The organism is Aminobacter sp. P4_D5, from assembly GCF_056401815.1.
On sequence record NZ_JBFUIP010000026.1, the window covers coordinates 1 to 20,601 of the forward strand.

22 protein-coding genes and 1 pseudogene are annotated in these 20,601 nt (G+C 61.5%); 18 read left to right on the forward strand and 5 right to left on the reverse strand.

All coding sequences use genetic code 11. From position 1 onward, the window contains the following. The 6 genes and pseudogenes from AC1DWF_RS08360 to AC1DWF_RS08385 all read left to right on the forward strand — a co-directional run. Positions 1-160, forward strand: a pseudogene (locus AC1DWF_RS08360) (tRNA (adenosine(37)-N6)-dimethylallyltransferase MiaA); the annotation flags it as partial. 74 nt (positions 161-234) lie between these two features. Further along, on the forward strand, positions 235-1,026 hold the full coding sequence (locus tag AC1DWF_RS08365; protein ID WP_476782019.1) for a GGDEF domain-containing protein: 792 nt from the start codon (positions 235-237) through the stop codon (positions 1,024-1,026). A gap of 439 nt (positions 1,027-1,465) precedes the next feature. Beyond that, positions 1,466-2,173 carry a septum site-determining protein MinC gene (gene minC / locus AC1DWF_RS08370; protein WP_476788555.1) on the forward strand — a complete coding sequence of 236 codons (708 nt, stop codon included), beginning with the start codon at positions 1,466-1,468 and terminating at the stop codon, positions 2,171-2,173. A gap of 19 nt (positions 2,174-2,192) precedes the next feature. Beyond that, positions 2,193-3,008: a septum site-determining protein MinD gene (gene minD / locus AC1DWF_RS08375; protein ID WP_476788554.1), complete on the forward strand. Its 816-nt coding sequence runs from the start codon at positions 2,193-2,195 to the stop codon at positions 3,006-3,008. Continuing rightward, a complete protein-coding gene (minE, locus tag AC1DWF_RS08380; RefSeq protein ID WP_476785664.1) occupies positions 3,005-3,268 on the forward strand; it encodes a cell division topological specificity factor MinE in 264 nt (87 codons plus the stop codon). The genes minD and minE overlap by 4 nt, the downstream gene beginning before the upstream one ends. A gap of 141 nt (positions 3,269-3,409) precedes the next feature. After that, complete coding sequence (locus tag AC1DWF_RS08385; RefSeq protein WP_476785663.1) at positions 3,410-3,721, forward strand: hypothetical protein; 312 nt, start codon at positions 3,410-3,412, stop codon at positions 3,719-3,721. A gap of 64 nt (positions 3,722-3,785) precedes the next feature. On the opposite strand, the gene AC1DWF_RS08390 is transcribed toward AC1DWF_RS08385, so the two are convergent. Further along, positions 3,786-5,612, reverse strand: coding sequence for an ATP-binding protein (locus AC1DWF_RS08390; RefSeq protein WP_476785662.1), 1,827 nt, complete (start codon positions 5,610-5,612; stop codon positions 3,786-3,788). A gap of 365 nt (positions 5,613-5,977) precedes the next feature. On the opposite strand from AC1DWF_RS08390, the gene AC1DWF_RS08395 reads away from it, so the two are divergent. Both AC1DWF_RS08395 and ilvN read left to right on the forward strand, forming a co-directional pair. Then, positions 5,978-7,762: an acetolactate synthase 3 large subunit gene (locus tag AC1DWF_RS08395; protein ID WP_476841594.1), complete on the forward strand. Its 1,785-nt coding sequence runs from the start codon at positions 5,978-5,980 to the stop codon at positions 7,760-7,762. A 76-nt stretch (positions 7,763-7,838) separates the two neighbouring features. Continuing rightward, positions 7,839-8,411, forward strand: coding sequence for an acetolactate synthase small subunit (gene ilvN, locus AC1DWF_RS08400; RefSeq protein ID WP_476788552.1), 573 nt, complete (start codon positions 7,839-7,841; stop codon positions 8,409-8,411). 43 nt (positions 8,412-8,454) lie between these two features. Here the strand turns inward: ilvN and AC1DWF_RS08405 are convergent, their stop codons facing one another. After that, on the reverse strand, positions 8,455-9,213 hold the full coding sequence (locus AC1DWF_RS08405) for a hypothetical protein (protein ID WP_476788551.1): 759 nt from the start codon (positions 9,211-9,213) through the stop codon (positions 8,455-8,457). 190 nt (positions 9,214-9,403) lie between these two features. Between AC1DWF_RS08405 and AC1DWF_RS08410 the strand changes: the two genes are divergently transcribed. From AC1DWF_RS08410 to AC1DWF_RS08430, 5 genes are read left to right on the forward strand one after another with little or no spacing between them, the layout of a single operon-like run. Then, positions 9,404-10,000: a LysE family translocator gene (locus tag AC1DWF_RS08410; protein WP_476841595.1), complete on the forward strand. Its 597-nt coding sequence runs from the start codon at positions 9,404-9,406 to the stop codon at positions 9,998-10,000. A gap of 47 nt (positions 10,001-10,047) precedes the next feature. Further along, positions 10,048-10,665 (forward strand): nitrile hydratase subunit alpha, encoded by a 618-nt coding sequence (nthA, locus tag AC1DWF_RS08415; protein WP_476786847.1) that lies wholly within the window; start codon positions 10,048-10,050, stop codon positions 10,663-10,665. Next, positions 10,662-11,321, forward strand: a complete 660-nt coding sequence (nthB, locus tag AC1DWF_RS08420; protein WP_476788550.1) for a nitrile hydratase subunit beta — start codon at positions 10,662-10,664, stop codon at positions 11,319-11,321. Before nthA ends, nthB begins: the two co-directional genes overlap by 4 nt. Continuing rightward, on the forward strand, positions 11,290-11,655 hold the full coding sequence (locus tag AC1DWF_RS08425) for a nitrile hydratase accessory protein (RefSeq protein ID WP_476783274.1): 366 nt from the start codon (positions 11,290-11,292) through the stop codon (positions 11,653-11,655). Before nthB ends, AC1DWF_RS08425 begins: the two co-directional genes overlap by 32 nt. Positions 11,656-11,706: 51 nt before the next feature. After that, on the forward strand, positions 11,707-12,345 hold the full coding sequence (locus tag AC1DWF_RS08430; protein WP_476783273.1) for a glutathione S-transferase family protein: 639 nt from the start codon (positions 11,707-11,709) through the stop codon (positions 12,343-12,345). Positions 12,346-12,385: 40 nt separating this feature from the next. On the opposite strand, the gene AC1DWF_RS08435 is transcribed toward AC1DWF_RS08430, so the two are convergent. Next, positions 12,386-12,901 carry a GNAT family N-acetyltransferase gene (locus tag AC1DWF_RS08435; RefSeq protein WP_476841596.1) on the reverse strand — a complete coding sequence of 172 codons (516 nt, stop codon included), beginning with the start codon at positions 12,899-12,901 and terminating at the stop codon, positions 12,386-12,388. Between the two features lie 149 nt (positions 12,902-13,050). On the opposite strand from AC1DWF_RS08435, the gene AC1DWF_RS08440 reads away from it, so the two are divergent. Next, positions 13,051-14,178 (forward strand): ATP-dependent DNA helicase, encoded by a 1,128-nt coding sequence (locus tag AC1DWF_RS08440; RefSeq protein ID WP_476783271.1) that lies wholly within the window; start codon positions 13,051-13,053, stop codon positions 14,176-14,178. Between the two features lie 142 nt (positions 14,179-14,320). On the opposite strand, the gene AC1DWF_RS08445 is transcribed toward AC1DWF_RS08440, so the two are convergent. After that, positions 14,321-15,193: a hypothetical protein gene (locus AC1DWF_RS08445; protein ID WP_476783270.1), complete on the reverse strand. Its 873-nt coding sequence runs from the start codon at positions 15,191-15,193 to the stop codon at positions 14,321-14,323. 47 nt (positions 15,194-15,240) lie between these two features. Then, positions 15,241-15,630: a SpoIIAA family protein gene (locus tag AC1DWF_RS08450; protein WP_476783269.1), complete on the reverse strand. Its 390-nt coding sequence runs from the start codon at positions 15,628-15,630 to the stop codon at positions 15,241-15,243. A 131-nt stretch (positions 15,631-15,761) separates the two neighbouring features. Here AC1DWF_RS08450 and AC1DWF_RS08455 point away from each other — a divergent pair, with 131 nt between their 5' ends. From AC1DWF_RS08455 to ilvC, 4 genes are all read left to right on the forward strand, one after another. Further along, the gene (locus AC1DWF_RS08455; RefSeq protein ID WP_476783268.1) at positions 15,762-16,502 is read left to right on the forward strand and encodes a pyridoxine 5'-phosphate synthase; all 741 of its coding nucleotides are present in this window, start codon (positions 15,762-15,764) and stop codon (positions 16,500-16,502) included. Between the two features lie 186 nt (positions 16,503-16,688). Then, positions 16,689-18,533 carry a potassium transporter Kup gene (locus AC1DWF_RS08460; protein WP_476783267.1) on the forward strand — a complete coding sequence of 615 codons (1,845 nt, stop codon included), beginning with the start codon at positions 16,689-16,691 and terminating at the stop codon, positions 18,531-18,533. A gap of 292 nt (positions 18,534-18,825) precedes the next feature. Then, a complete protein-coding gene (locus AC1DWF_RS08465; protein ID WP_476783266.1) occupies positions 18,826-19,458 on the forward strand; it encodes a TetR/AcrR family transcriptional regulator in 633 nt (210 codons plus the stop codon). 23 nt (positions 19,459-19,481) lie between these two features. Further along, a complete protein-coding gene (gene ilvC / locus AC1DWF_RS08470; protein ID WP_476841597.1) occupies positions 19,482-20,501 on the forward strand; it encodes a ketol-acid reductoisomerase in 1,020 nt (339 codons plus the stop codon). Positions 20,502-20,601: the final 100 nt, after the last annotated feature.

Genomic DNA, 20,601 nt, shown 5'->3' on the forward strand with positions numbered 1-20,601 from the left:
GGCCGGCGAGATGAGCTTCGACGAGGCGATCGAGCGTGCAAAGATCGCGACGCGCCAATATTCCAAGCGGCAGTCGACGTGGTTCCGCAACCAGTTCGGGCCGGAATGGCGTCGCATCGGCGGCGAGGCTGGAGGAGCCTCCGGCGCGGCCGATGCATAGGAAGCGCTGGTAATGATTAACCCTCCGTAAGGCGCGGCATGGCATAAAGCTCACTGGGGTTCATCAGGGGTGCCATGCGCTTTCACCGGGCTGAAACCGCGTTCTTCGTGTTCATCGCGCTGATTTTGACCGCAGCGCTGGCGATTTTCTATGCCTGGACGTTGGTCGAAAGTCCGGCCGACGCGCTGTATATGCCGGGGCGCGTGGAGAGTATCGAAACCCTTCAGACACTGCTGCTGACAATCGCGCTGCTTTTGACCGGCACGATGTTGTACGGGCTGTTTTTCATCTTTCCGCAAATACGCACGCAGGTGAAGGAAGGCGGCGAGCTGCGCGAAATGACGGCCTCGCTGAGCGCGCGTTCGCGCAATCTCGAACAGGCAGCACTTACCGACGGGCTGACCGGCATGCAGAACCGGCGCTATTTCGACGACGCGCTGAAGGAATATCTGCACGAATTTCGCCGTATCGACAGGCCAGTCGGGCTGATGATCCTCGACCTCGACCATTTCAAGCTGGTCAACGACACCTATGGCCACGATGCCGGCGATGAGGTGCTGCGGTCTGTCGCCAAATGCCTGAAGAGCATGACCAGATATCACGACGTGGTGGCGCGGCTGGGTGGCGAAGAATTCGCTGTCGTCGCGCCCAACATGGATATCGAGCTGCTGCAGCGTGTTGCCGATAGGATGCGCAAGGCGATTGCCGCGCTGTCCATCGAGACGAGCGGTGTCCAGCTTAACGTAACCTCGAGCGTCGGCCTGGCCTTATGGGACAAGGAAGAGACCGCCGAAGAGTTCTATCGCCGCGCCGACAAGCAGCTCTACGAAGCCAAGCGACAGGGCCGCAACCGCGTCTGCGCCTGAATTCCCGTCGCTAAATTCGTGATGCCGGCCAACTGACGCGGCTTTCTGCGCTTCCGGTGCTCATGGACTTGGTGTCAGCTCCGCTCCGGTTTCGAAATCCACGCCATTCGGCTCGGCCTGACGAATTCCGCGACGGGAATACCTGGATTTGGCCGCAAGGGCCTCGGTGCAAAATCTACGCACCTGTTCGAAAAACGAGCTCTCGCTCGGCTCAGTCGCTGGACGTCCCATATCTTTTCCACAGCTAAAAGTCGTCCCGCGACCTGAGGCTCGCCCGGCGTGTGTCCGAGCCTTTGGGTGCTGAAACTTCGGCCGTTGCGGTCGGGCAACAAGGGATGAAAACCTGCCGAGGCGAGGCGCTGCGCGTGCACGAAATGCGATTTACGTTTCGTTCACCATGGCCTACACCCGCGATTCACCTCGCAAGGACCTTCCCCCCGTGAACAGCGACGCCGTCGACCAAAAGAAGTCCATACGCTTTCGCGCACGCTCATTCGTCGCCTTCGCGCTGGTGCCGGAGGCCCCTTTGGGGGAGTGGCTGCAAAGCCTGGATGGCTGGATCGAGAACTCTCCGGGGTTCTTCGCAGGCCGCCCCGTCGTGCTTGACCTGAACTTGCTCAAGCCGGAGCTGGGCGACATTGCAGATCTTGTGTCGCAACTCACCGAGCGCGGCATACGGATCTACGCAATCGAAAACAAAAGCATCGATGCCCTGGGTTCCGATCTGCCGCCATTGCTCATCGGTGCCAGGGAGGCGGTCATCGAGGAAACGCCTGCTGAGCCTGCCTTGCCCGCCAAGCCTGAAGAGCCGCCGGCATCCACCACGCTGATCGTCGAAGCGCCGATCCGCTCGGGCCAGTCGATCTTTCATCCTGATGGCGATGTGATCGTGCTTGGCTCGGCTGGCTCCGGTTCCGAAATCATGGCGGGCGGGTCAATTCACGTCTACGGCGCCTTGCGCGGTCGCGCCTTCGCCGGTGCTTGGGGAAACCGCAAGGCACGCATCTTCTGCCGGAAGAACGAGGCGGAGCTTTTGGCGGTGGATGGCTGGTACCGCACGGCGGAAGACATGGAAACATCCTCGCGCGGCATGCCGATACAGGCCTTCCTGGAAGACGGCGGCGTTGTGGTCGCGGCTCTCAACTGACAAAATTGGAGATCTAAACATGGCCAAGGTAGTGGTCGTCACATCCGGCAAGGGAGGCGTTGGGAAAACAACCTCGACTGCCGCCCTAGGAGCAGCTCTGGCCCAGACCGGCAAGAGGGTGGCCCTCATCGACTTTGACGTTGGCTTGCGCAATCTCGATCTGGTCATGGGCGCCGAACGGCGTGTTGTGTTCGATCTCGTCAATGTGACGCAAGGGGTGGCCAAGCTTTCGCAGGCTTTGATCCGCGATAAGCGCCTGGACACGCTTTTCTTGCTGCCCGCGTCGCAAACGCGCGACAAGGACGCCTTGACCGAGGAGGGCGTGGCCCAGGTGATCGGAAAGCTGCGTGAAAAATTCGACTACGTGCTGTGCGACAGCCCGGCCGGCATCGAGCGCGGCGCGCAACTTGCCATGCGCTTTGCCGATGAGGCGGTCATCGTCACCAATCCTGAGGTGAGTTCGGTCCGCGATGCCGATCGCATCATCGGCTTGCTCGACTCCAAGACATTGAAGGCCGAGCAGGGCGAGAGCGTCATCAAGCACATTCTCGTCACCCGCTTCGACGCGGCACGCGCCGCGCGCGGCGAAATGCTCAGCATCGATGACGTTCTGGAGATCTTGTCGACGCCGCTGCTGGGTATCATTCCGGAGAACCAGGGGGTTCTGCGCGCATCCAATGTCGGTTCGCCGGTGACGCTCAACGAGCCCACCAACGCAGCTGCGCGCGCCTATATCGACGCGGCAAGAAGACTGCAGGGCGAAGACTTGCCGGTGGTCCTGCCGGTCGAGAAAAGAGGCCTGCTCAATCGGCTTCTGGGAAGGAGGGTGGCATGAACCTGTTCGACTTTTTCAAACGTCGCGGCAGTGCACCCGTGGCGCGCGAGCGCTTGCAGCTTCTGCTGGCCTACGAGCGCAACAATCGCAATCAGCCCGATCTTGTGGCCGTGTTGCGCGAGGAGATCATGGCCGTGATCGCCAAGCACATTCAGATCAATCAGGATGACGTGCGCATCACCATGGATCGCGGCGCAACGACATCGACACTGGAGATCGACATCCACATTCCCAATGCAGGTGCCTCGGCCGGGTTGTGACGAGGCCGCAGCTGCGGCGCGCAAGACCAAAGTAAGCCTGTCGGCGAACTTGCCGCTGGACGTATTTCTCCAACGCAGCAACACTGGCGACGGGCGCCGCAATTTTGTGCGGCGGCCGGCTGACGTGCGGAGGAAGAAGCGATGGACGAGCCTGACCGGTGGCGCCAGATGGCGAGCGCACCAAAGGATGGCAGCAGGATCCTTGTGACGGTGCGCCCGTCCGAGCAGGGCCCGGCCGAAGTCGACGTGGCCTATTGGGCCAGGCACGACGCGTTCGGCATCGAAGGCTGGCGCGCTGCCGACTCCTATCCAGGTTGCGTGATTGGCTATGCCGACCCGGAACTGAAGTGCTGGATGCCGCTGCCAAAGGCCAATCTGAGCAAGAATTCAGCCTCGATGCCGACTCCTTGGGAAGGCGAGGACGAAGAACAGCTGGACGGTTCCGGCATCTGAGATGCAGGTGATGCCGGACTGAACTCAATCTCAAACCGCCATAACTGTACGGTTTTCGCAGGCCTCAGTCGATGGCTGACCTGCCGCCGAAGGTCGAGGGGCGCAGGCCGAAGCGTGTGTCGAAATCATCGTCGGGCAGCGGTTTGGCCGGCGGCTTGCGGTAGTCGGTGTCGCCTGCCTGGCGCTGGGCGTCGACCACCTCGGCAAAGCCAAGTGCCGCAGCCTGGGGCCTGGGCACATTGCGCAGCCGCTCGACCACCGCGACCAGATCGACGTCGTCGCCATTGCCCAGCGGCGCATCGGTGGCCCGCTTGCCCGTGCCGGGGATGAGTTCGCTCGATAGTTTCTCGAATTTCAGCCGCATGGTGGTAGCGACACCTTCGCCAAAGGCGATGGCCTCGCGCTGGCCCATCGACGACAGGAAAGACAAGGTCGAGGCGGAGGAGTCGGCGATGGCCGAGCGGATGATCGCCTGGTCCTGCTCGTTGGCAAGCCGCATGGCGAAAACCGTTGAGCATTGCGACAGGATGGTGGGGTCGAGTTCGCCCGGGCGCTGGGTGACTACGCCGAGATAGCAGCCATATTTGCGGCCTTCCTTGGCGATGCGCGACAGCGCATGCCGGGTCGGCGCGAAACCGAGCCGATGATCGGCGGGCATGTAGCGGTGCGCTTCCTCGCAAAGCAGAAGCAGCTTGAGACGACCTTCGCTCCACAAAGCGAGATCGAAGGCGAGACGGGCGAGCACCGAGCAGACCGAATTGACGACTTCCGAGGGCATGCCAGCCATCTCGAAGCAGGTGACCGGGCGACCATGGGTCGGCACGCGGAAGATGTTGCCGATGGTTTCGTGGATGGTGTCTTCGATGAGCCTGGAATGGAACATGAAGCGGTAGCGCGGGTCAGCAAGTGCGGATTCGATGCGGGTGCGCAGCGATTTCAGGATCGGTCGCTCGTTCTTGGATTCGAGCATGCCCATGCGGTCGTCGATCTGCTTGATGAGATCGGCCATACGGTAGGGCACCGGCGTGTCGGCGGTGAGCGCATCGACGCCACGGCGCAGGAAGGCGCCGCCTTGCGGGCTGCGGTAGAGGTTTTTGGCGACCGGGATGAGGTCGCGCAGCACATCGATCTCCTCGGCGTCGGTCTCGCGGCCGCGAAACAGCACTTCGGCGAATTCTTCGAGGCGGAACAGCCAGAACGGCAGGTCGAGCGAGTTGGAATCGACCTTGACGCAATATTCTGGCAGTGAGGCCGCGAACTCGTTGTGCGGATCCATGATCAGCACGCGCAGATCGGGCCGCGCAGCGATCGCCTTGCGCAGTAACAGCGAGACGGCCGTCGACTTGCCAACGCCGGTGGTGCCGACAACGGCGAAGTGGCGGGCCAGCGTCTCATCGATGGCGATGCAGGCGTCGATGCTATCGTCCTGTGACAATTGCCCGATAGTGACGGTGCGACGGCCGGCAAGGTCGTAGACCGCCTGAAGGTCGCGGGTGCGGATGCGGTGGGCGACCGCGCCAATATGGGGATAGACGGTGATGCCGCGGTCGAAGGTCGGGCGCTTGTCGCGGCCAGCGTCGCGGACCTCGCCGATCAACTCGACATTGACCTCGATCGGGTTGTCGCCCTGGCTGCTCCAGGAGCGGTCCGACTTGGCAATGGAATAGACAAGTCCGATGGTGCGCGTTTCGCCGAGATTGATGCAGATCATGCGCCCGACGGTCCACAGACCGTTGGTGTCTGGGCCGCCGACCTCGGCATAGGCGCTGATGACCGCGCGGGCGCCGTCGCACTGCACGACATTGCCAAGGATGCGGGCATCGTCCTGCTTGGGATCGCGCCGCTCCTGCGGGGTGGTCTCGCCACCAGCGGCCTGACGTTCCATGTACATCGGCTTCATCCCCCAATCCCCTTGGCTAAATCTAGCGCAGGGCGGTTAAAGTGGGGTGATGGCGGATGGTATAGGCGCGGTTAAGAGGATCCTTCCAATTTGATCTATCAACCAGCAGAGTGACGTTGCGGAAAATTTGTTCAGCTCCGGTTGACAGGGCGCCTTCTTGCGCATTAACGTCCGCGCCATGAATAAGATACTCATTCTCGTAGTAGGATTGCGCGTGGGCAAGGCGGTGTAACCGCCGGGCGAAATCCCCCCATGCGCAAATGTGAAGGCTCCCTCGGGGGCCTTTTTTATTGCCCGAAACAGGACTAAACGAGCAGCAACCGCCGAGAACGGCGAAGGAAAGACGGGACGGACCGATGAGCGGACATAGTGACAGCGGACGACGCGAAATGACCGGCGCCGAGATGGTGGTGCAGGCGCTGAAGGACAATGGCGTCAAGCACCTCTTCGGCTACCCCGGTGGCGCCGTCCTTCCGATCTATGACGAGCTGTTCCAGCAGGACGACGTCCAGCACATACTGGTGCGCCATGAGCAGGGCGCGGGCCATGCTGCCGAAGGTTATGCACGCTCGACCGGCAAGCCCGGCGTGATGCTGGTGACCTCTGGCCCCGGTGCCACCAATGCGGTGACGCCGCTGCAGGACGCGCTGATGGATTCGATCCCGCTGGTCTGCATCACCGGTCAGGTGCCGACGTCGCTGATCGGCTCGGACGCCTTCCAGGAATGTGACACCATCGGCATCACCCGGCCGTGCACCAAGCACAACTGGCTGGTGAAGGACGTCAACGATCTGGCTCGTATCCTGCATGAGGCGTTCCATGTCGCCACCACTGGCCGTCCCGGTCCCGTGGTTGTCGACATCCCCAAGGACGTGCAGTTCGCCAAGGGCATCTACACGCCGCCGCAGACCGCGCCGCGCACCTCCTACCAGCCCAAGGTCCAGGGCGATCTGGAGAAGATCAAGGAAGCGGTGGCGCTGATGGCGACCGCCAAGCGCCCGGTCATCTATTCCGGAGGTGGCGTGGTCAATTCGGGTCCCGAGGCAAGCCAGTTGCTGCGCGAACTCGTCGACCTGACCGGCTTTCCGATCACCTCGACGCTGATGGGACTGGGGGCCTATCCGAAATCGGGCAAGAACTGGCTCGGCATGCTGGGCATGCACGGCAGCTATGAAGCCAACATGGTGATGCATGACTGCGACGTCATGGTCTGCATCGGCGCGCGTTTCGACGACCGTATCACTGGCCGCCTGAACGCGTTCTCGCCGAATTCCAAGAAGATCCACATCGACATCGATCCGTCGTCGATCAACAAGAACGTGCGCGCCGACGTGCCGATCCTGGGCGATGTCGGCCGGGTGCTCGAAGACATGGTGCGGCTGTGGCGGGCGACCGCCAAAGCCGACAAGAAGGCGCTCTACCCGTGGTGGGAGCAGATCGCCAAGTGGCGGGCCCGCGATTCCTTTGCCTACAAGCACAATCACGATGTGATCATGCCGCAATACGCCATCCAGCGGCTCTATGAACTGACCAAGCATCTCGACACTTACATCACGACAGAGGTCGGCCAGCACCAGATGTGGGCGGCACAGCACTATGGCTTCGAAAAGCCCAACCGTTGGATGACCTCGGGYGGSCTCGGCACSATGGGCTATGGCCTGCCGGCGGCRMTGGGCGTGCAGATCGCGCACCCGGAATCGCTGGTTATCGACATTGCCGGCGACGCCTCGGTGCAGATGTGCATCCAGGAGATGAGCACGGCGATCCAGTATGGCGCGCCGATCAAGATCTTCATCCTGAACAACCAATACATGGGCATGGTGCGCCAGTGGCAGCAGCTGCTGCATGGCAACCGGCTGTCGCACTCCTACACCGAGGCGATGCCTGATTTCGTCAAGCTCGCCGAAGCCTATGGCGGTCACGGCATTCGCTGCGACAAGCCCGACGAACTCGATGACGCGATCAAGGAAATGATTTCGGTGAAGAAGCCGGTGATCTTCGATTGCCGCGTGGCAACGCTCGCCAATTGCTTCCCGATGATCCCTTCGGGCAAGGCGCATAACGAGATGCTGCTGCCAGACGAGGCGACCGACGAGGCGGTTGCCAACGCCATCGACGCCAAGGGCCGCGAATTGGTGTGACGGATCGCGTGCGGCCTTCATGGAAGGCCGCACAATCAACGAGTTAGCGCAACCGCCTAAGATCGAGATTCATCTTATGAACGCACAGCTACAACCCACCGGTTCGGCCTATTTCATCGCCAAGGAAACCGAGAATCCGGAAAACCACACGCTATCGGTGCTGGTCGACAACGAACCGGGCGTGCTCGCCCGCGTCATCGGCCTGTTTTCGGGCCGCGGCTACAACATCGAAAGCCTGACCGTCTCCGAAACCGAGCACGAGAAGCATTTGTCGCGCATCACCATCGTGACGCGCGGCACACCGCATGTGCTCGAGCAGATCAAGCACCAGCTCGAGCGCATCGTGCCGGTGCATCGTGTCGTCGACCTGACTGTCATGGCGCAGGAGCTTGGCACCGGTGGCGCGCTGGCGCGCGAACTGGCGCTGGTCAAGGTTGCCGGCACAGGCGAGGCTCGCGTCGAGGCGTTGCGCTTGGCCGAAGCCTTCCGCGCCAAGGTGATCGACGCAAACACCGAACATTTCATCTTCGAGCTGACCGGCAAGGTGTCGAAGATCGAGCAGTTCATCGCCATCATGAAGCCGCTTGGCCTGGTCGAAATCTGCCGCACCGGCGTTGCTGCGATGAACCGCGGCCCGCAGGGCATGTGACAAACAATGCCGCCCGCGGCCGAAAGGCGCGAGCGGTGTTTGTTCAGAAGCCGACGTTTTCGTTGATGTAGAAGGTGTTGAGCAACGAAACGCGCGGCTGTTCTATGGTCGTGTGGATTTTCGGGCGGCCATGCCAGCTCATCTTCATCAGCGAGTGATAGGCTTTCAGCACGACGAAGGCATAGCCGACATTGGGCAGGAACGGCAGCGTCTTGACCGGCTCCAGCCCATAGGAGCCGACGTTAAGCAGGCCCTTCAGCGAAGCTTGATACAGCGTGGTTCCAAGGTCGCGTTGGCTTTCGTCGGCGGGGCAGTAGAGCTGCATCGTCACGACCTTCTTGCGCGCATCGGGATGCGGCTTGATCTGGTAGCCGTCCTTGTCGCTGTAAAGGACCGGCTTGGCGACCAGCCTGAGATCGTCCACGCTCTTGACCTTGTCGCCGCGGGCACGGATTTCGAGGCCCTCATGAAGCTGATGGCGGATCGCGGCCTCGATTTCGGGCGATGTCAGCATCTGCGACACGGCAGCCCACATATCGCGAACGCCGGCATCGACCTTGCCGACATTGTCGCCATAAAGGCGCAGCGCCATGCGGGTTCCGGTGCCGGTGATCGGGTCGTAGCCCTCGGTCGGGATCGACTTGATCAGTTCGGCGTAGAAATCGCTGGGAAAGAAGTCGCGGAAGAAAATGTGCGGGAAGGGCAGGGAGAAGCGGTCGGACGCCTCGATGCTCGTCACCGCGTGATCGATGAGTTCCCGGGTGAGGCTGTTGCCAGCCTCGACTTTGGCAGTTGCTGACATGTTCTCCCCCGAGAGTCAGTTGCTGTTCAGTCCACAGCCTTGGAATAAGACCTGATCGGTTCGTCGAGCAAGCTTTTTCGACGCGCACGTCCACCGGTCCTGCGGCTGGCCTAGCCCCTGGCCCCTGTTTGTGCTCTTTACCGGAGCCCAATATGGTCAATAATGCTGACATAAAATAGGGCAGCAAACGATGTCATACGACGCATTCCTTGCACTGCTGGTCTATGCCTTCGTGACCTCGATCACGCCGGGACCGAACAACTTCATGTTGCTGGCGTCGGGCGTGAATTTCGGCTTCGTGCGCACCATTCCGCATATGCTGGGCATCGGCTTCGGCTTTCTTTCGCTGCTGCTTGGCGTTGGCTTTGGCTTGGGTGCCGTGCTGACGGCTTTCCCCTCGCTGCATACGGTGCTCAAGATCGCAGGCGGCGCATACCTGCTTTATCTCGCCTGGCGGATCGGCATGTCGCGTTCGCTCGGCAAGGACGGTGACACCAAGGCGCGTCCGATGACCTTTTTGGAGGCTGCCGCATTCCAGTGGATCAACCCCAAGGCCTGGGTGATGGCGGTAACGGCGATGGCGGTCTACACCAGCCCGCAAGCGCCGTTCCTGTCGGTGCTGCTGATCTCTGGCGCCTTCGCGCTGGTCAATCTGCCGAGTGTTTCGAGCTGGGCTGGGTTCGGCATGGCGTTGCGCGGCTTTCTCGCCGATCCGGTGCGGCTCAAATGGTTCAACATCGCCATGGGCCTGCTACTCGCAGCAACACTGTGGCCAAKGCTCAAGTGAGTATCGATTAGCTTGCGCAGCCGCGCGAGCGGGCATAGCTTTCGGCCATGTCGCACGATCATGACCACGACCACCATCACGACAATGAACTCGATCCGATGGCCGCACGCGTGCGGGCGCTGGAGACGATCCTCACCAAAAAGGGGCTGATCGATCCCGCGGCAATCGACGTCATTGTCGACACCTACGATACCAAGATCGGCCCGCGCAACGGCGCTGCCGTGGTGGCGAAAGCTTGGAGCGATCCAGATTATGCCGATTGGCTGAAGCGGGATGCGACGGCGGCCATCGCCTCGCTCGGCTTCACCGGCCGCCAGGGCGAGCACATGCAGGCGGTGTTCAACACTGACGAAACCCACAATCTCGTCGTCTGCACGCTGTGCTCCTGTTATCCGTGGTCGGTGCTCGGCCTGCCGCCGGTCTGGTACAAGGCGCCGCCATATCGCAGCAGGGCGGTGATCGACCCGCGCGGCGTGCTTGAAGAATTTGGCGTCGCGCTGCCGGCTGACCAGAAAATCCGCGTCTGGGATTCCACCGCCGAGTTGCGCTACCTCGTCGTGCCGCAGCGTCCCAAGGGCACGGAAGGCTGGAGCGAGGCGCAATTGGCCGATCTTGTGACACGTGATTCAATGATCGGCACTGGCCTTGCCAGGGAGGCCGCATGAACGGTCCCCACGATCTTGGCGGACAGATGGGCTTTGGGCCGATCGCGCCCGAGACGGACGAGCCCTACTTCCACGCCGAGTGGGAAAAGCGCGCGCTGGGCGTGACCCTGACAGCAGGTGCGATGGGCGCCTGGAACATCGACGAAAGCCGGCACAAACGCGAAAACCTGCGCCCCGCCGACTACTACAGCTCAAGCTACTATGAGATCTGGATCAAGGCGCTGGAAGGGCTGCTTGAGCGCCATGGCTTCGTTACCGCGCGCGATCTTGCCGAAGGCGATGCCGTCGATCTGGCGGCGACGCCCAAGCGGGTGCTGAGGGCGGAAAATGTGCCGGCGACGCTTGCCAAGGGTGGGCCTTGCGACCGGCCTGTTGCGGTGCCCGCGCGGTTTGCCACTGGTCAGCGCGTGCGGACGAAGAACTTTCACCCCACCGGACATACTCGGCTGCCGCGCTATGCGCGTGGCAAGCAAGGCGTGATCGACGCGGTGCGCGAAGGTTTTGTCTTTCCCGACGACAACGCCCATGGCCGGGGCGAAAACCCGCAATGGGTCTACACCGTGGTGTTTGCTGCGGGCGAATTGTGGGGCGAGGGCGCGGACCCGTTGCTCGAAGTCAGCATCGATGCCTGGGAGAGCTATCTTGAACCGGCATGAAGCGCCCCTTCCGGCTATCATCGACGAGCAGGTGTTTTCCGAGCCGTGGCAGGCCGAGGCGTTTGCCATGGTGGTGGCGCTGCATGAGCGCGGCCTGTTCACCTGGGCGGAATGGGCCGAGCGGCTTTCGGCCGAGGTGAAAAAGCCCGATGCTGCGAGCGACGGGAGCGACTATTACGAACGCTGGCTTGCCGCATTGGAGCGGCTGTTGGCTGAAAAGGGCTTTGCAGGCCGCGACGAGGTCGACACGGTTGCCGCTGCCTGGGAGCGCGCCGCGCACGCGACGCCACATGGCAAGCCGATTGTGTTGGAGAACGATCCGGAGTGGAATTAGGCGCCCGTAATAGGCTTTCCGCGCCGGTGCCGTAGACCCCTGAAGGTTTTAATGACGACAAGACCGCGTGTGTTCGGTGACGATTATAGCGTCTATGTCCGCGCCGTCCGGCTGGCGCTTGCGGAAAAAGGCATAGCCTACGACCTCGTGCCGGTCGATGTCTTCGCCAGTGAAGGTGTACCGCCTGCCTATCTGGAAAGGCAGCCATTCGGCCGTATACCCGCCTTCGAATATGATGGCTTCAGCCTTTACGAGACCAGCGCGATAACAAGATATATCGACGAGGCGTTTGATGGTCCCAGACTCCAGCCTTCTGATCCTCGCGAACGGGCGCGTGCCAACCAGATCATCAGCATTGCTGATAGCTATGCCTATCCCGCTCTGGTTTGGGGCATCTATGTGGAACGTGTGTCTAAGCCCTCAAAGGGCGGCAGCGCCGACGAAGCGGCCATTTCTGCAGCCCTTCCAAAAGCCGAAACATGCCTCAAGGCGATCTCCGATCTCATGGGAAGCGGTACCTGGCTTGTTGGCGATAATCTGTCGCTGGCCGACCTCCATGCCGCGCCGATGTTTAACTATTTTCTTTTGACACCAGAGGGGCGTGACATGATGCAGCGTCACGCCAATCTTGCGTCGTGGTGGGCGCGTATGGCGACCAGGCCAAGCATGCTGGCGACGAAGCCGAGTTAGCGCCCAGAGCAGGTTTCCCTTACGACCTTCCCAAGATTGCCTAGAGTTGCCGCCACATCCTGTGCAGGACGTGGGTTTTCTGGCCGAGTTTGAAATCGGCAAAGCTTTTGATCAAACGAAAGCCTTCGCGTTCCCAAAAGGCGCGAGCGCGTGGGTTTTCGTCCAACACCGCAATCAGAAGCCGACTGGCGTTCCCTGTCCGCGCGAGGCCTTTCAGGTGTTCCAGGAAAACGCGGCCCAAGCCCATTCCTCGGCAGTTCTTGTCAGTCAGCAGCAGTCCGATATAGGCGTCGTCAACCTCGGGATAGCCGAAAGCCAGATCGGCAATCGCAATGAGCCGATCATCGGGCAGGAACAGGCCCAGCTTCTGCGATATAGAGGCATCGGCGCCGGGCGGGCAATCCGCGAAGAACTCCGCAACGGTCGAGTCGTCCGGCACCGTCCCTGTTTCCAGTGCCACAAAGTCAGCCGCTCGATTGTACAGGTCGCGGACAGCCACGGTGTCGTCCCCCTGAACCAGCTGGCGGATCTGCGGAATCTCAACATCAGACGGCACACGACATTCCTTTGTCAGTCTTTATTGGCACGCAGACGATACGGCGGAGCCTGCACACTCAATCACGAAGTTGGGCAAGGTGGCAGTTGGAAAGCTTCTGTTAACCCAAATCCCTTGCCCTTCTAGGGCGAATCCTGTCAGTCAAACCCATGGAATTCTCACCTCAGCAGGACGATGCGCTGCAGGCCGTGGCGCGCTGGCTCAAATCCGGAAAGCCGCAGCTTTTCCGCCTGTTCGGCTATGCCGGCACCGGCAAGACGACCTTGGCGCGCTATTTCGCCGAGCATGTCGACGGGCAGGTGCAGTTCGCCGCCTTCACCGGCAAGGCAGCCCAGGTGCTTCGTTCGAAGGGCGCGACCAACGCGCGCACCATCCATTCGCTGATCTATCGGCCGAAGGGCGAAGAGGCGATAGCCGACGAGACGACCGGCAAGACATCGATGTCGCCGACGTTTTCGCTCAACCGCCAGAGCCCGATCTCCAAGGCCAAGCTCGTGGTCATTGATGAGTGCTCGATGGTCGATGAGCAGCTTGGCCGCGATCTTTTGACCTTCGGCACGCCGGTTTTGGTGCTGGGCGACCCGGCACAGCTGCCGCCGATTTCGGGCGGCGGGTTCTTCACTGAACACGAGCCCGACTTCCTGTTGACCGAAATCCATCGCCAGGCGCGCGACAACCCGATCCTGAGGCTTGCGCTCGACGTGCGCGAGGGCCGCGAGTTCATGCGCGGCGACTATGGCACTGCCCAGGTGATCGGCAAGGAAGACGTCAACCAGGATCTGGTGCTCGACGCTGACCAGGTGCTTGTCGGCACCAACCGGACGCGCAAGCGCTACAATCAGCGGCTGCGCGAGCTCAAGGGCTTTACGGCAGGCTATCCGCAGGCCGGCGACAAGCTGGTGTGCCTGCGCAACGATCCGGCCAAGGGCCTGCTCAACGGTTCGTTGTGGAAGGTGATGACCTCGTCTCGCGAGACAGTGAAACCGGGCATCAATCTTCTGGTCGCGCCGGAAGAGGACGATCCAGACCGCGGCGTCGCCAAGATCAAGCTGTTGAAGCAGGTGTTCGAGAGCCCGGACGAGGAAATCCCCTGGGGCACCAAGAAGCGCTACGACGATTTCGACTATGGCTACGCGCTGACGGTGCACAAGGCACAGGGCTCGCAGTGGAACAATGTCGTGTTGTTCGACGAAAGCTATGCCTTCAAGGAGACCCGTCAGCGCTGGCTCTATACGGCGATTACGCGTGCTGCTGAGCGCCTGACCATCGTGCGCTGAGAGTTTCAGGTGAGGCCGGCCTGCAAACGGTGGCTTCCTGCGCTTCCGATACTCGCGTACTCGAATGTACGCTCCGTTTCGGCTCTCGAAATCCGCCGTTTTCGGCTCGGCCTGACCTGAATCTGAGCTGGTATCCTCGCCGTCAGGCAACAATCTCGAACAAGACCGCTGTCGCGTCGTCTGAAACCTTGAAGCGGGGGAATTGTTCGCCATCGGGGTCTTCGACATGCTCGATGTGCCGCAGCTCCTGCAGCAGTGGCGCCAGACCGGTGTCGACCGCCGCGCGGACGAATTCAGCAATGCCATAGCGGCCATACTGGTCGACAAGGGCGGCAAAGCCGTCGGAGCACAGCAGGCCCCTGGCGGGCAGGGCGGCGGAAAGCTGCTCGGTGACGAGATGATCTGCGGCTTCAGGCTCGGTTCCCAGCGTCCAGACAGAACCGCCGGGGCGGTTATAGGCGGCGCGGCGCCTGCGCAGCTCTTCGCGTACGACAGGGGCGTCGGCGAGCGCCTGGTGCGTGGCGAAGCCGCCCGACAGTGCGATTGCCGTGCGGGCGCCGTCGCGCTCGTAAGCATGCGCACTTTTGATGGCGCTGGTTTCGAGCGCCGTGCCTTCGGCATCGACCAAAAACAGCCGGCAGTCGCCCAAGCCATGCGTCACCAGTGTTTCGCCTTCGATGCGAACCATCTGAAAGCTTGCGACCGGCATGTTCCACGGTTCGATCGGCAAGAAGTTGGCGGCCTCATGCACGACGTTGAAAGCGCGCTGGTTGAGTTCGCGCACGATATCGGCAACCGGGCGGCCGTTGCGGACGAGCTCTTCGAAGGTGCTTTGGGCAAAACGGGCGAGCCAGGCGGCGTCCGAACCGTGCAGGCCAACGATGCTGTTGCCGCCGAGGCCGGTGGCGCCGTCGATGACGAAGGCGCAAGTGGCGTTGCCACCGGCACTGTCCTCATTCGGGCGCGCAGCGGAACCGGGGGCGGTGATCGAATCGACGATGCGAATATTGGGCATGATTGCTGCTGTCTGGCGTGCGCCGGTGACCGGAGTGTGACCGCTGGCTATTCAACCGGGCTCGCCCCAAGCCATTCCCATGCCTTTGCCTCGTCGGCATCAGTGAAATGTCTGGTTTCGATCGAGGTCAGCGGCGCGATGAGGCCGATCGCCGGCCCCATCCAGACAGGTCCGCCCACCAGCGCATAGCGCTTGATATGATGCAGTGCCTTCATCTTGCCTTTGAAGGTCAAGGGATTGAACAGGGCCGACCAGTCGAAGCCGTCATAGCCGCTGGCGCGCAGCAGAACGTCGAACTTGTCGTGGCCTTCATAGGCGGCGTCGAGCAGGCCATAGGCATTTTCGATGTCGGCCTGGGTGAAATGCCCGACGATCTCGAAAGCAAAGACATCGCTGTTGTCGGTGTCGATGCGGCGGAAAGGCGGTGGTGTTTCCATGGATTTCATCCTGCGTCCTCGGCGATCTGGGGTGCGTTCGTCCGCATCCCCTCTGGAACACATAAAAGCGCTCTCTGTTCCCACCCAAGCCGTGATAGGTGCGTTGGTCTCGTTGTTACTGTGAGTTGCCTATGCCCGCCAAGCTTTCCGTGAACGTCAATGCCATAGCCATGCTGCGCAATCGGCGCGACCTGCCATGGCCGAGCGTGACCGGGTTGGGCCGCATAGCGCTCGCCGCCGGCGCGCATGGGCTGACGGTGCATCCGCGGCCCGACCAGCGCCACATCCGCTTTTCCGACCTGCCGGAGATCAGGGCGCTGATCGACGACGAATTTCCCAAGGCCGAATTCAACATCGAGGGTTATCCGAGCGAAGACTTTCTCCAACTGGTCGAAAAGCATCAGCCAGAGCAAGTGACGCTGGTGCCAGACGATCCGTCGCAGGCAACCTCCGACCATGGCTGGGATTTCGTTGCGCAGGCGAGCCTGCTCAAGCCTGTGGTGGCGCGGCTGAAGAAGGGCGGCTTCCGCGTTTCGCTGTTTGCCGATGCCGATCCGGCTGGCGTTAGTGCCGCGCGCGACACCGGCGCGGACAGAATCGAGCTGTTCACGGGGCCTTACGGCGCTTGCATCGATGATTCGTCAAAGGCTGCCAAGGAACTGGAATTGCTCGGGCAAACCGCAGAGGCAGCGCTTGCTGCTGGCCTTGCGGTCAATGCCGGACATGATCTTGTCGTCGACAATCTGCCCCAGCTGATTAGGCGTATTCCCGGTTTGGCTGAAGTTTCGATCGGCCATGGCCTTACGGCCGATGCATTGGAACATGGCATGGCCGGCACAATTAAGCGCTATCTCAAGGCGTGCGGGTGGTAATATCCTCGCAAACCATGCATCGCCTGCACGGGCAGAACATTAGCTGCCGCAAAACAGCTGTTGCTTTTGCGACACGGCAAGCGTAGAGCCCCGCGGCTTCACGGAGAGTCGTTTATGACCGGTGCCGGCGCTGACAAAGCGGGAAAAAGCGGGCAGGCGGTCCAGACGGACGGTCACTCGCAAGATATGAGACTGCTTGTGATCGGCGCGCTTGGCGTCGTCTTCGGCGATATCGGCACGAGCCCGATCTACGCGTTTCGCGAGGCGCTGGTGGCGTCGGCGGGCGGGCAGATCGCTTCGCGCGAGGATATCCTCGGTGTGCTGTCGCTCATCATCTGGGCGCTGACGATCATCGTCACCATCAAATATGTCATGTTTGTGCTCAGGGCCCATAACCGCGGCGAGGGCGGAACGCTTTCGCTGATGGCGCTGGCGCGGCGGACATTGCCCAAACGCTCGGGCATCATCCTCGCACTTGGCATGGTCGGCGCTTCGCTGTTTTATGGCGATGCGGTGATCACCCCGGCGATCTCGGTGCTATCGGCGGTCGAGGGCATGAATGTCGTCACGCCGGCTTTCCAGCCCTATGTCGTGCCGCTCACCTTGGTTATCCTGGCGATCCTGTTTTCGGTGCAGCGCTTCGGCACCGGCAGCGTGGCGATCGTGTTTGGTCCGGTCACGCTGATCTGGTTCATCGCCATTGGTTATTCCGGCGTTGTGCACATCATCGAGGATCCCGAAATCCTCTGGGCAGTGAACCCGATCTACATCGTGCGGTTCCTTGCCAACCAGCCGGAAGTGTCGTTCGTGACGATCGGCGCCATCTTCCTGGCCGTGACTGGCGCTGAGGCGCTTTACGCTGATCTCGGCCATTTCGGCCGCCGGCCGATCGTATTGGCCTGGCTCTGCATCGTCTTTCCGTGCCTGCTGCTCAATTATGTCGGCCAGGGCGCGTTCGTGCTCAGCCATGGTGGCAATGTCGGCCATCCCTTCTTCGAAATGAACGAAGGCTGGATGCTGGTGCCGATGGTGGTGCTGGCAACCGCAGCCACTGTCATTGCCAGCCAGGCGGTGATCACGGGTGCTTATTCGCTGACGCGCCAGGCGGTGCAGCTCAACATGCTGCCACGGTTGGTGATCCAGCATACGTCGGAAACCACGCTGGGCCAGATCTACATGCCACGCGTCAACATGCTGCTGGCGCTGGTGGTCATGCTCCTGGTCGTTGGTTTCGGTGAATCGAGCAAGCTGGCCTCGGCCTATGGCATCTCGGTCACCGGCAACATGCTGGTGACGACGCTGCTGCTTTCGGTGGTGATGCTGCGTGTCTGGCGCTGGCGGGTTGCCGCCGTTGTCGTGGCGATCACGGTTTTTGGCCTGATCGATCTCGGCTTCTTTGCTTCCAATATCGTCAAGGTGTTCGAGGGTGGCTGGGCGTCTCTGGCGGTTGCCTTTACCATCGTCACCATCATGTGGACCTGGGTGCGCGGCAGCCGTTATCTGTTCGACAAGACCCGCAAAAACGAGATTCCGCTTAACTTCCTGGCCGAGAGCCTGATGAAGAAAAAGCCGCATCTGGTACCCGGCACGGCAGTGTTCCTGACCAGCGATCCCGACAGTGCGCCGACCGCCTTGATGCACAGTCTCAAGCACTACAAGGTGCTGCATGAGCAGAACGTCATCCTGTCGGTGGTGACCGCACAGCAGCCGGTGGTGCCAGACAGCGAGCGCGTGAAGATGGAGCAGGTCAACGAGCTGTTCATGCGGGTGAAGCTGAAGTTTGGCTACATGGAGCAACCGAACATCCCCAAGGCGCTGGCCATCTGCCGCAAGCAGGGCTGGAAATTCGACATCATGACGACGTCGTTCTTCCTGTCGCGGCGCTCGCTGAAGGCATCGCCCAATTCTGGCATGCCGGTTTGGCAGGACAGGCTGTTCATCGGCCTGGCGCGCACGGCTGCGGATGCGACAGAGTATTTCCAGATCCCGACCGGACGGGTTGTCGAAGTCGGCACCCAGGTTTCGATCTGAAGGCTGCCTGCGACTACGTGAAGCATTGCCAACACGCCACCTATGTTCCCTGCCGGTCCATTCGCGCGGGCAGGTCTGAACGAGGCAGTCTGGATTGGTCGGGCGGAACCATGCCGCCAGGATCCCTACCTGATCAGGCAACTGCGTAGCCTCGTGCCAGAAATTTTCCCTGACGTCTTGCGGAGCGCCTTTGATTGCGGCATAAGCCGAACCGTAACGTACGGTACGGTATTTTTGGAGCGCACCGGCGTCACGCGGCAGGCTGGGAACGATGTTGCAGACAACCACCGAGATGATGGAAGGCGAGGGGCCGACGGCACGTCAGCAAGACGTGCTCGATGCGGTGCTGCGCCTACTCGTCGAGGAGGGCGACCGCCTGACAATGACGGCTGTCGCGCGGCGCGCCAGCTGCTCCAAGGAGACGCTGTACAAATGGTTCGGCGACCGTGACGGCTTGCTGACCGCGACCGTGCAGTGGCAGGCGTCGAAAGTTCGCGTGCCGCCCGTCGACCGCAAGGGGCTGGATCTCGTCTCGCTGACCGCAAGCCTGGAGCGCTTCGCCTCGGACTGGCTTAGGGTGATCTCGAGCGACACCTCGATCGCGCTCAACCGCGTTGCGGTCGTGCATGCTGGTTCGGACAAGCGCGATCTTGGCGCCATCGTACTCGAGCGTGGCCGATTCGCTCTGGGCCGGCGCCTGAAGCCGGTGCTGGAAGCTGGCAGCGAGGCTGGACTTCTTGAATTCGACGACGCCGAAACGGCGTTCCGAACCTTTTTCGGGCTGGTTGCCCGGGACGTGCAGATTCGTCTGCTGCTCGGTGACCGGCTGGAATTGACTGATGCGGAGATCGACGGCGACGCCGCGCGCGCAACGCAGCAGTTTCTTGCTCTTCATGGAGCGAAAACCGGGCCGAAGGCCCTTTGATTATAACCGGGAAGGAACCCCCAATGCGTGTCTATTACGATCGTGATGCCGATCTCAATCTGATCAAGGGCAAGAAAGTCGCCATCATCGGCTATGGTAGCCAGGGCCGCGCGCATGCGCTGAACCTCAAGGATTCGGGCGCCAAGGAACTCGTCGTTGGCCTCAAGGCTGGTTCGGCGACCGCCAAGAAGGTCGAGGCCGACGGCCTCAAGGTCATGACCGTGGCTGAAGCCGCCAAATGGGCCGACCTGATGATGATGGCAACGCCTGACGAGCTGCAGGCCGACATCTATCGCGACGAGATCGCTCCTCACATCCGCGATGGTGCCGCGATCGCGTTTGCCCATGGCCTCAACGTGCATTTCGGCCTGATCGAGCCGAAGAAGACCGTCGACGTGATCATGATCGCGCCGAAAGGCCCGGGCCACACCGTGCGCGGCGAATACCAGAAGGGCGGCGGCGTGCCGTGTCTGGTCGCCGTTMACCAGGACGCTTCGGGCAACGCGCTCGACCTCGGCCTTTCCTACGCCTGCGGCGTTGGCGGCGGCCGTTCGGGCATCATCGAGACCAACTTCAAGGAAGAGTGCGAAACCGATCTGTTCGGTGAGCAGGTCGTGCTTTGCGGCGGCCTGGTCGAGCTGATCCGCGCCGGTTTCGAAACGCTGGTCGAAGGCGGCTATGCCCCTGAGATGGCTTATTTCGAGTGCCTGCACGAAGTGAAGCTGATCGTCGACCTGATCTATGAAGGCGGCATCGCCAACATGAACTACTCGATCTCGAACACCGCCGAGTGGGGCGAATACGTCTCGGGTCCGCGCATCATTACCGCCGAGACCAAGGCCGAGATGAAGCGCGTGCTCAAGGACATCCAGACCGGCAAGTTCACCTCCGACTGGATGCAGGAATACCGTTCGGGCGCTGCCCGCTTCAAGGGCATCCGCCGCATGAACGACAGCCACCAGATCGAGGAAGTCGGCGCCAAGCTGCGCGCGATGATGCCTTGGATCGCCAAGAACCAGCTGGTTGACAAGGCCAAGAACTAAGATCCGTTCACAATTCGACCCTGCCGGCCATCGGGTTCGGCGGGGCGGATTGGCCTTGGGCTTCCAAGGGGCTCGACGGCGGATGAATCAAAAAAGCCGG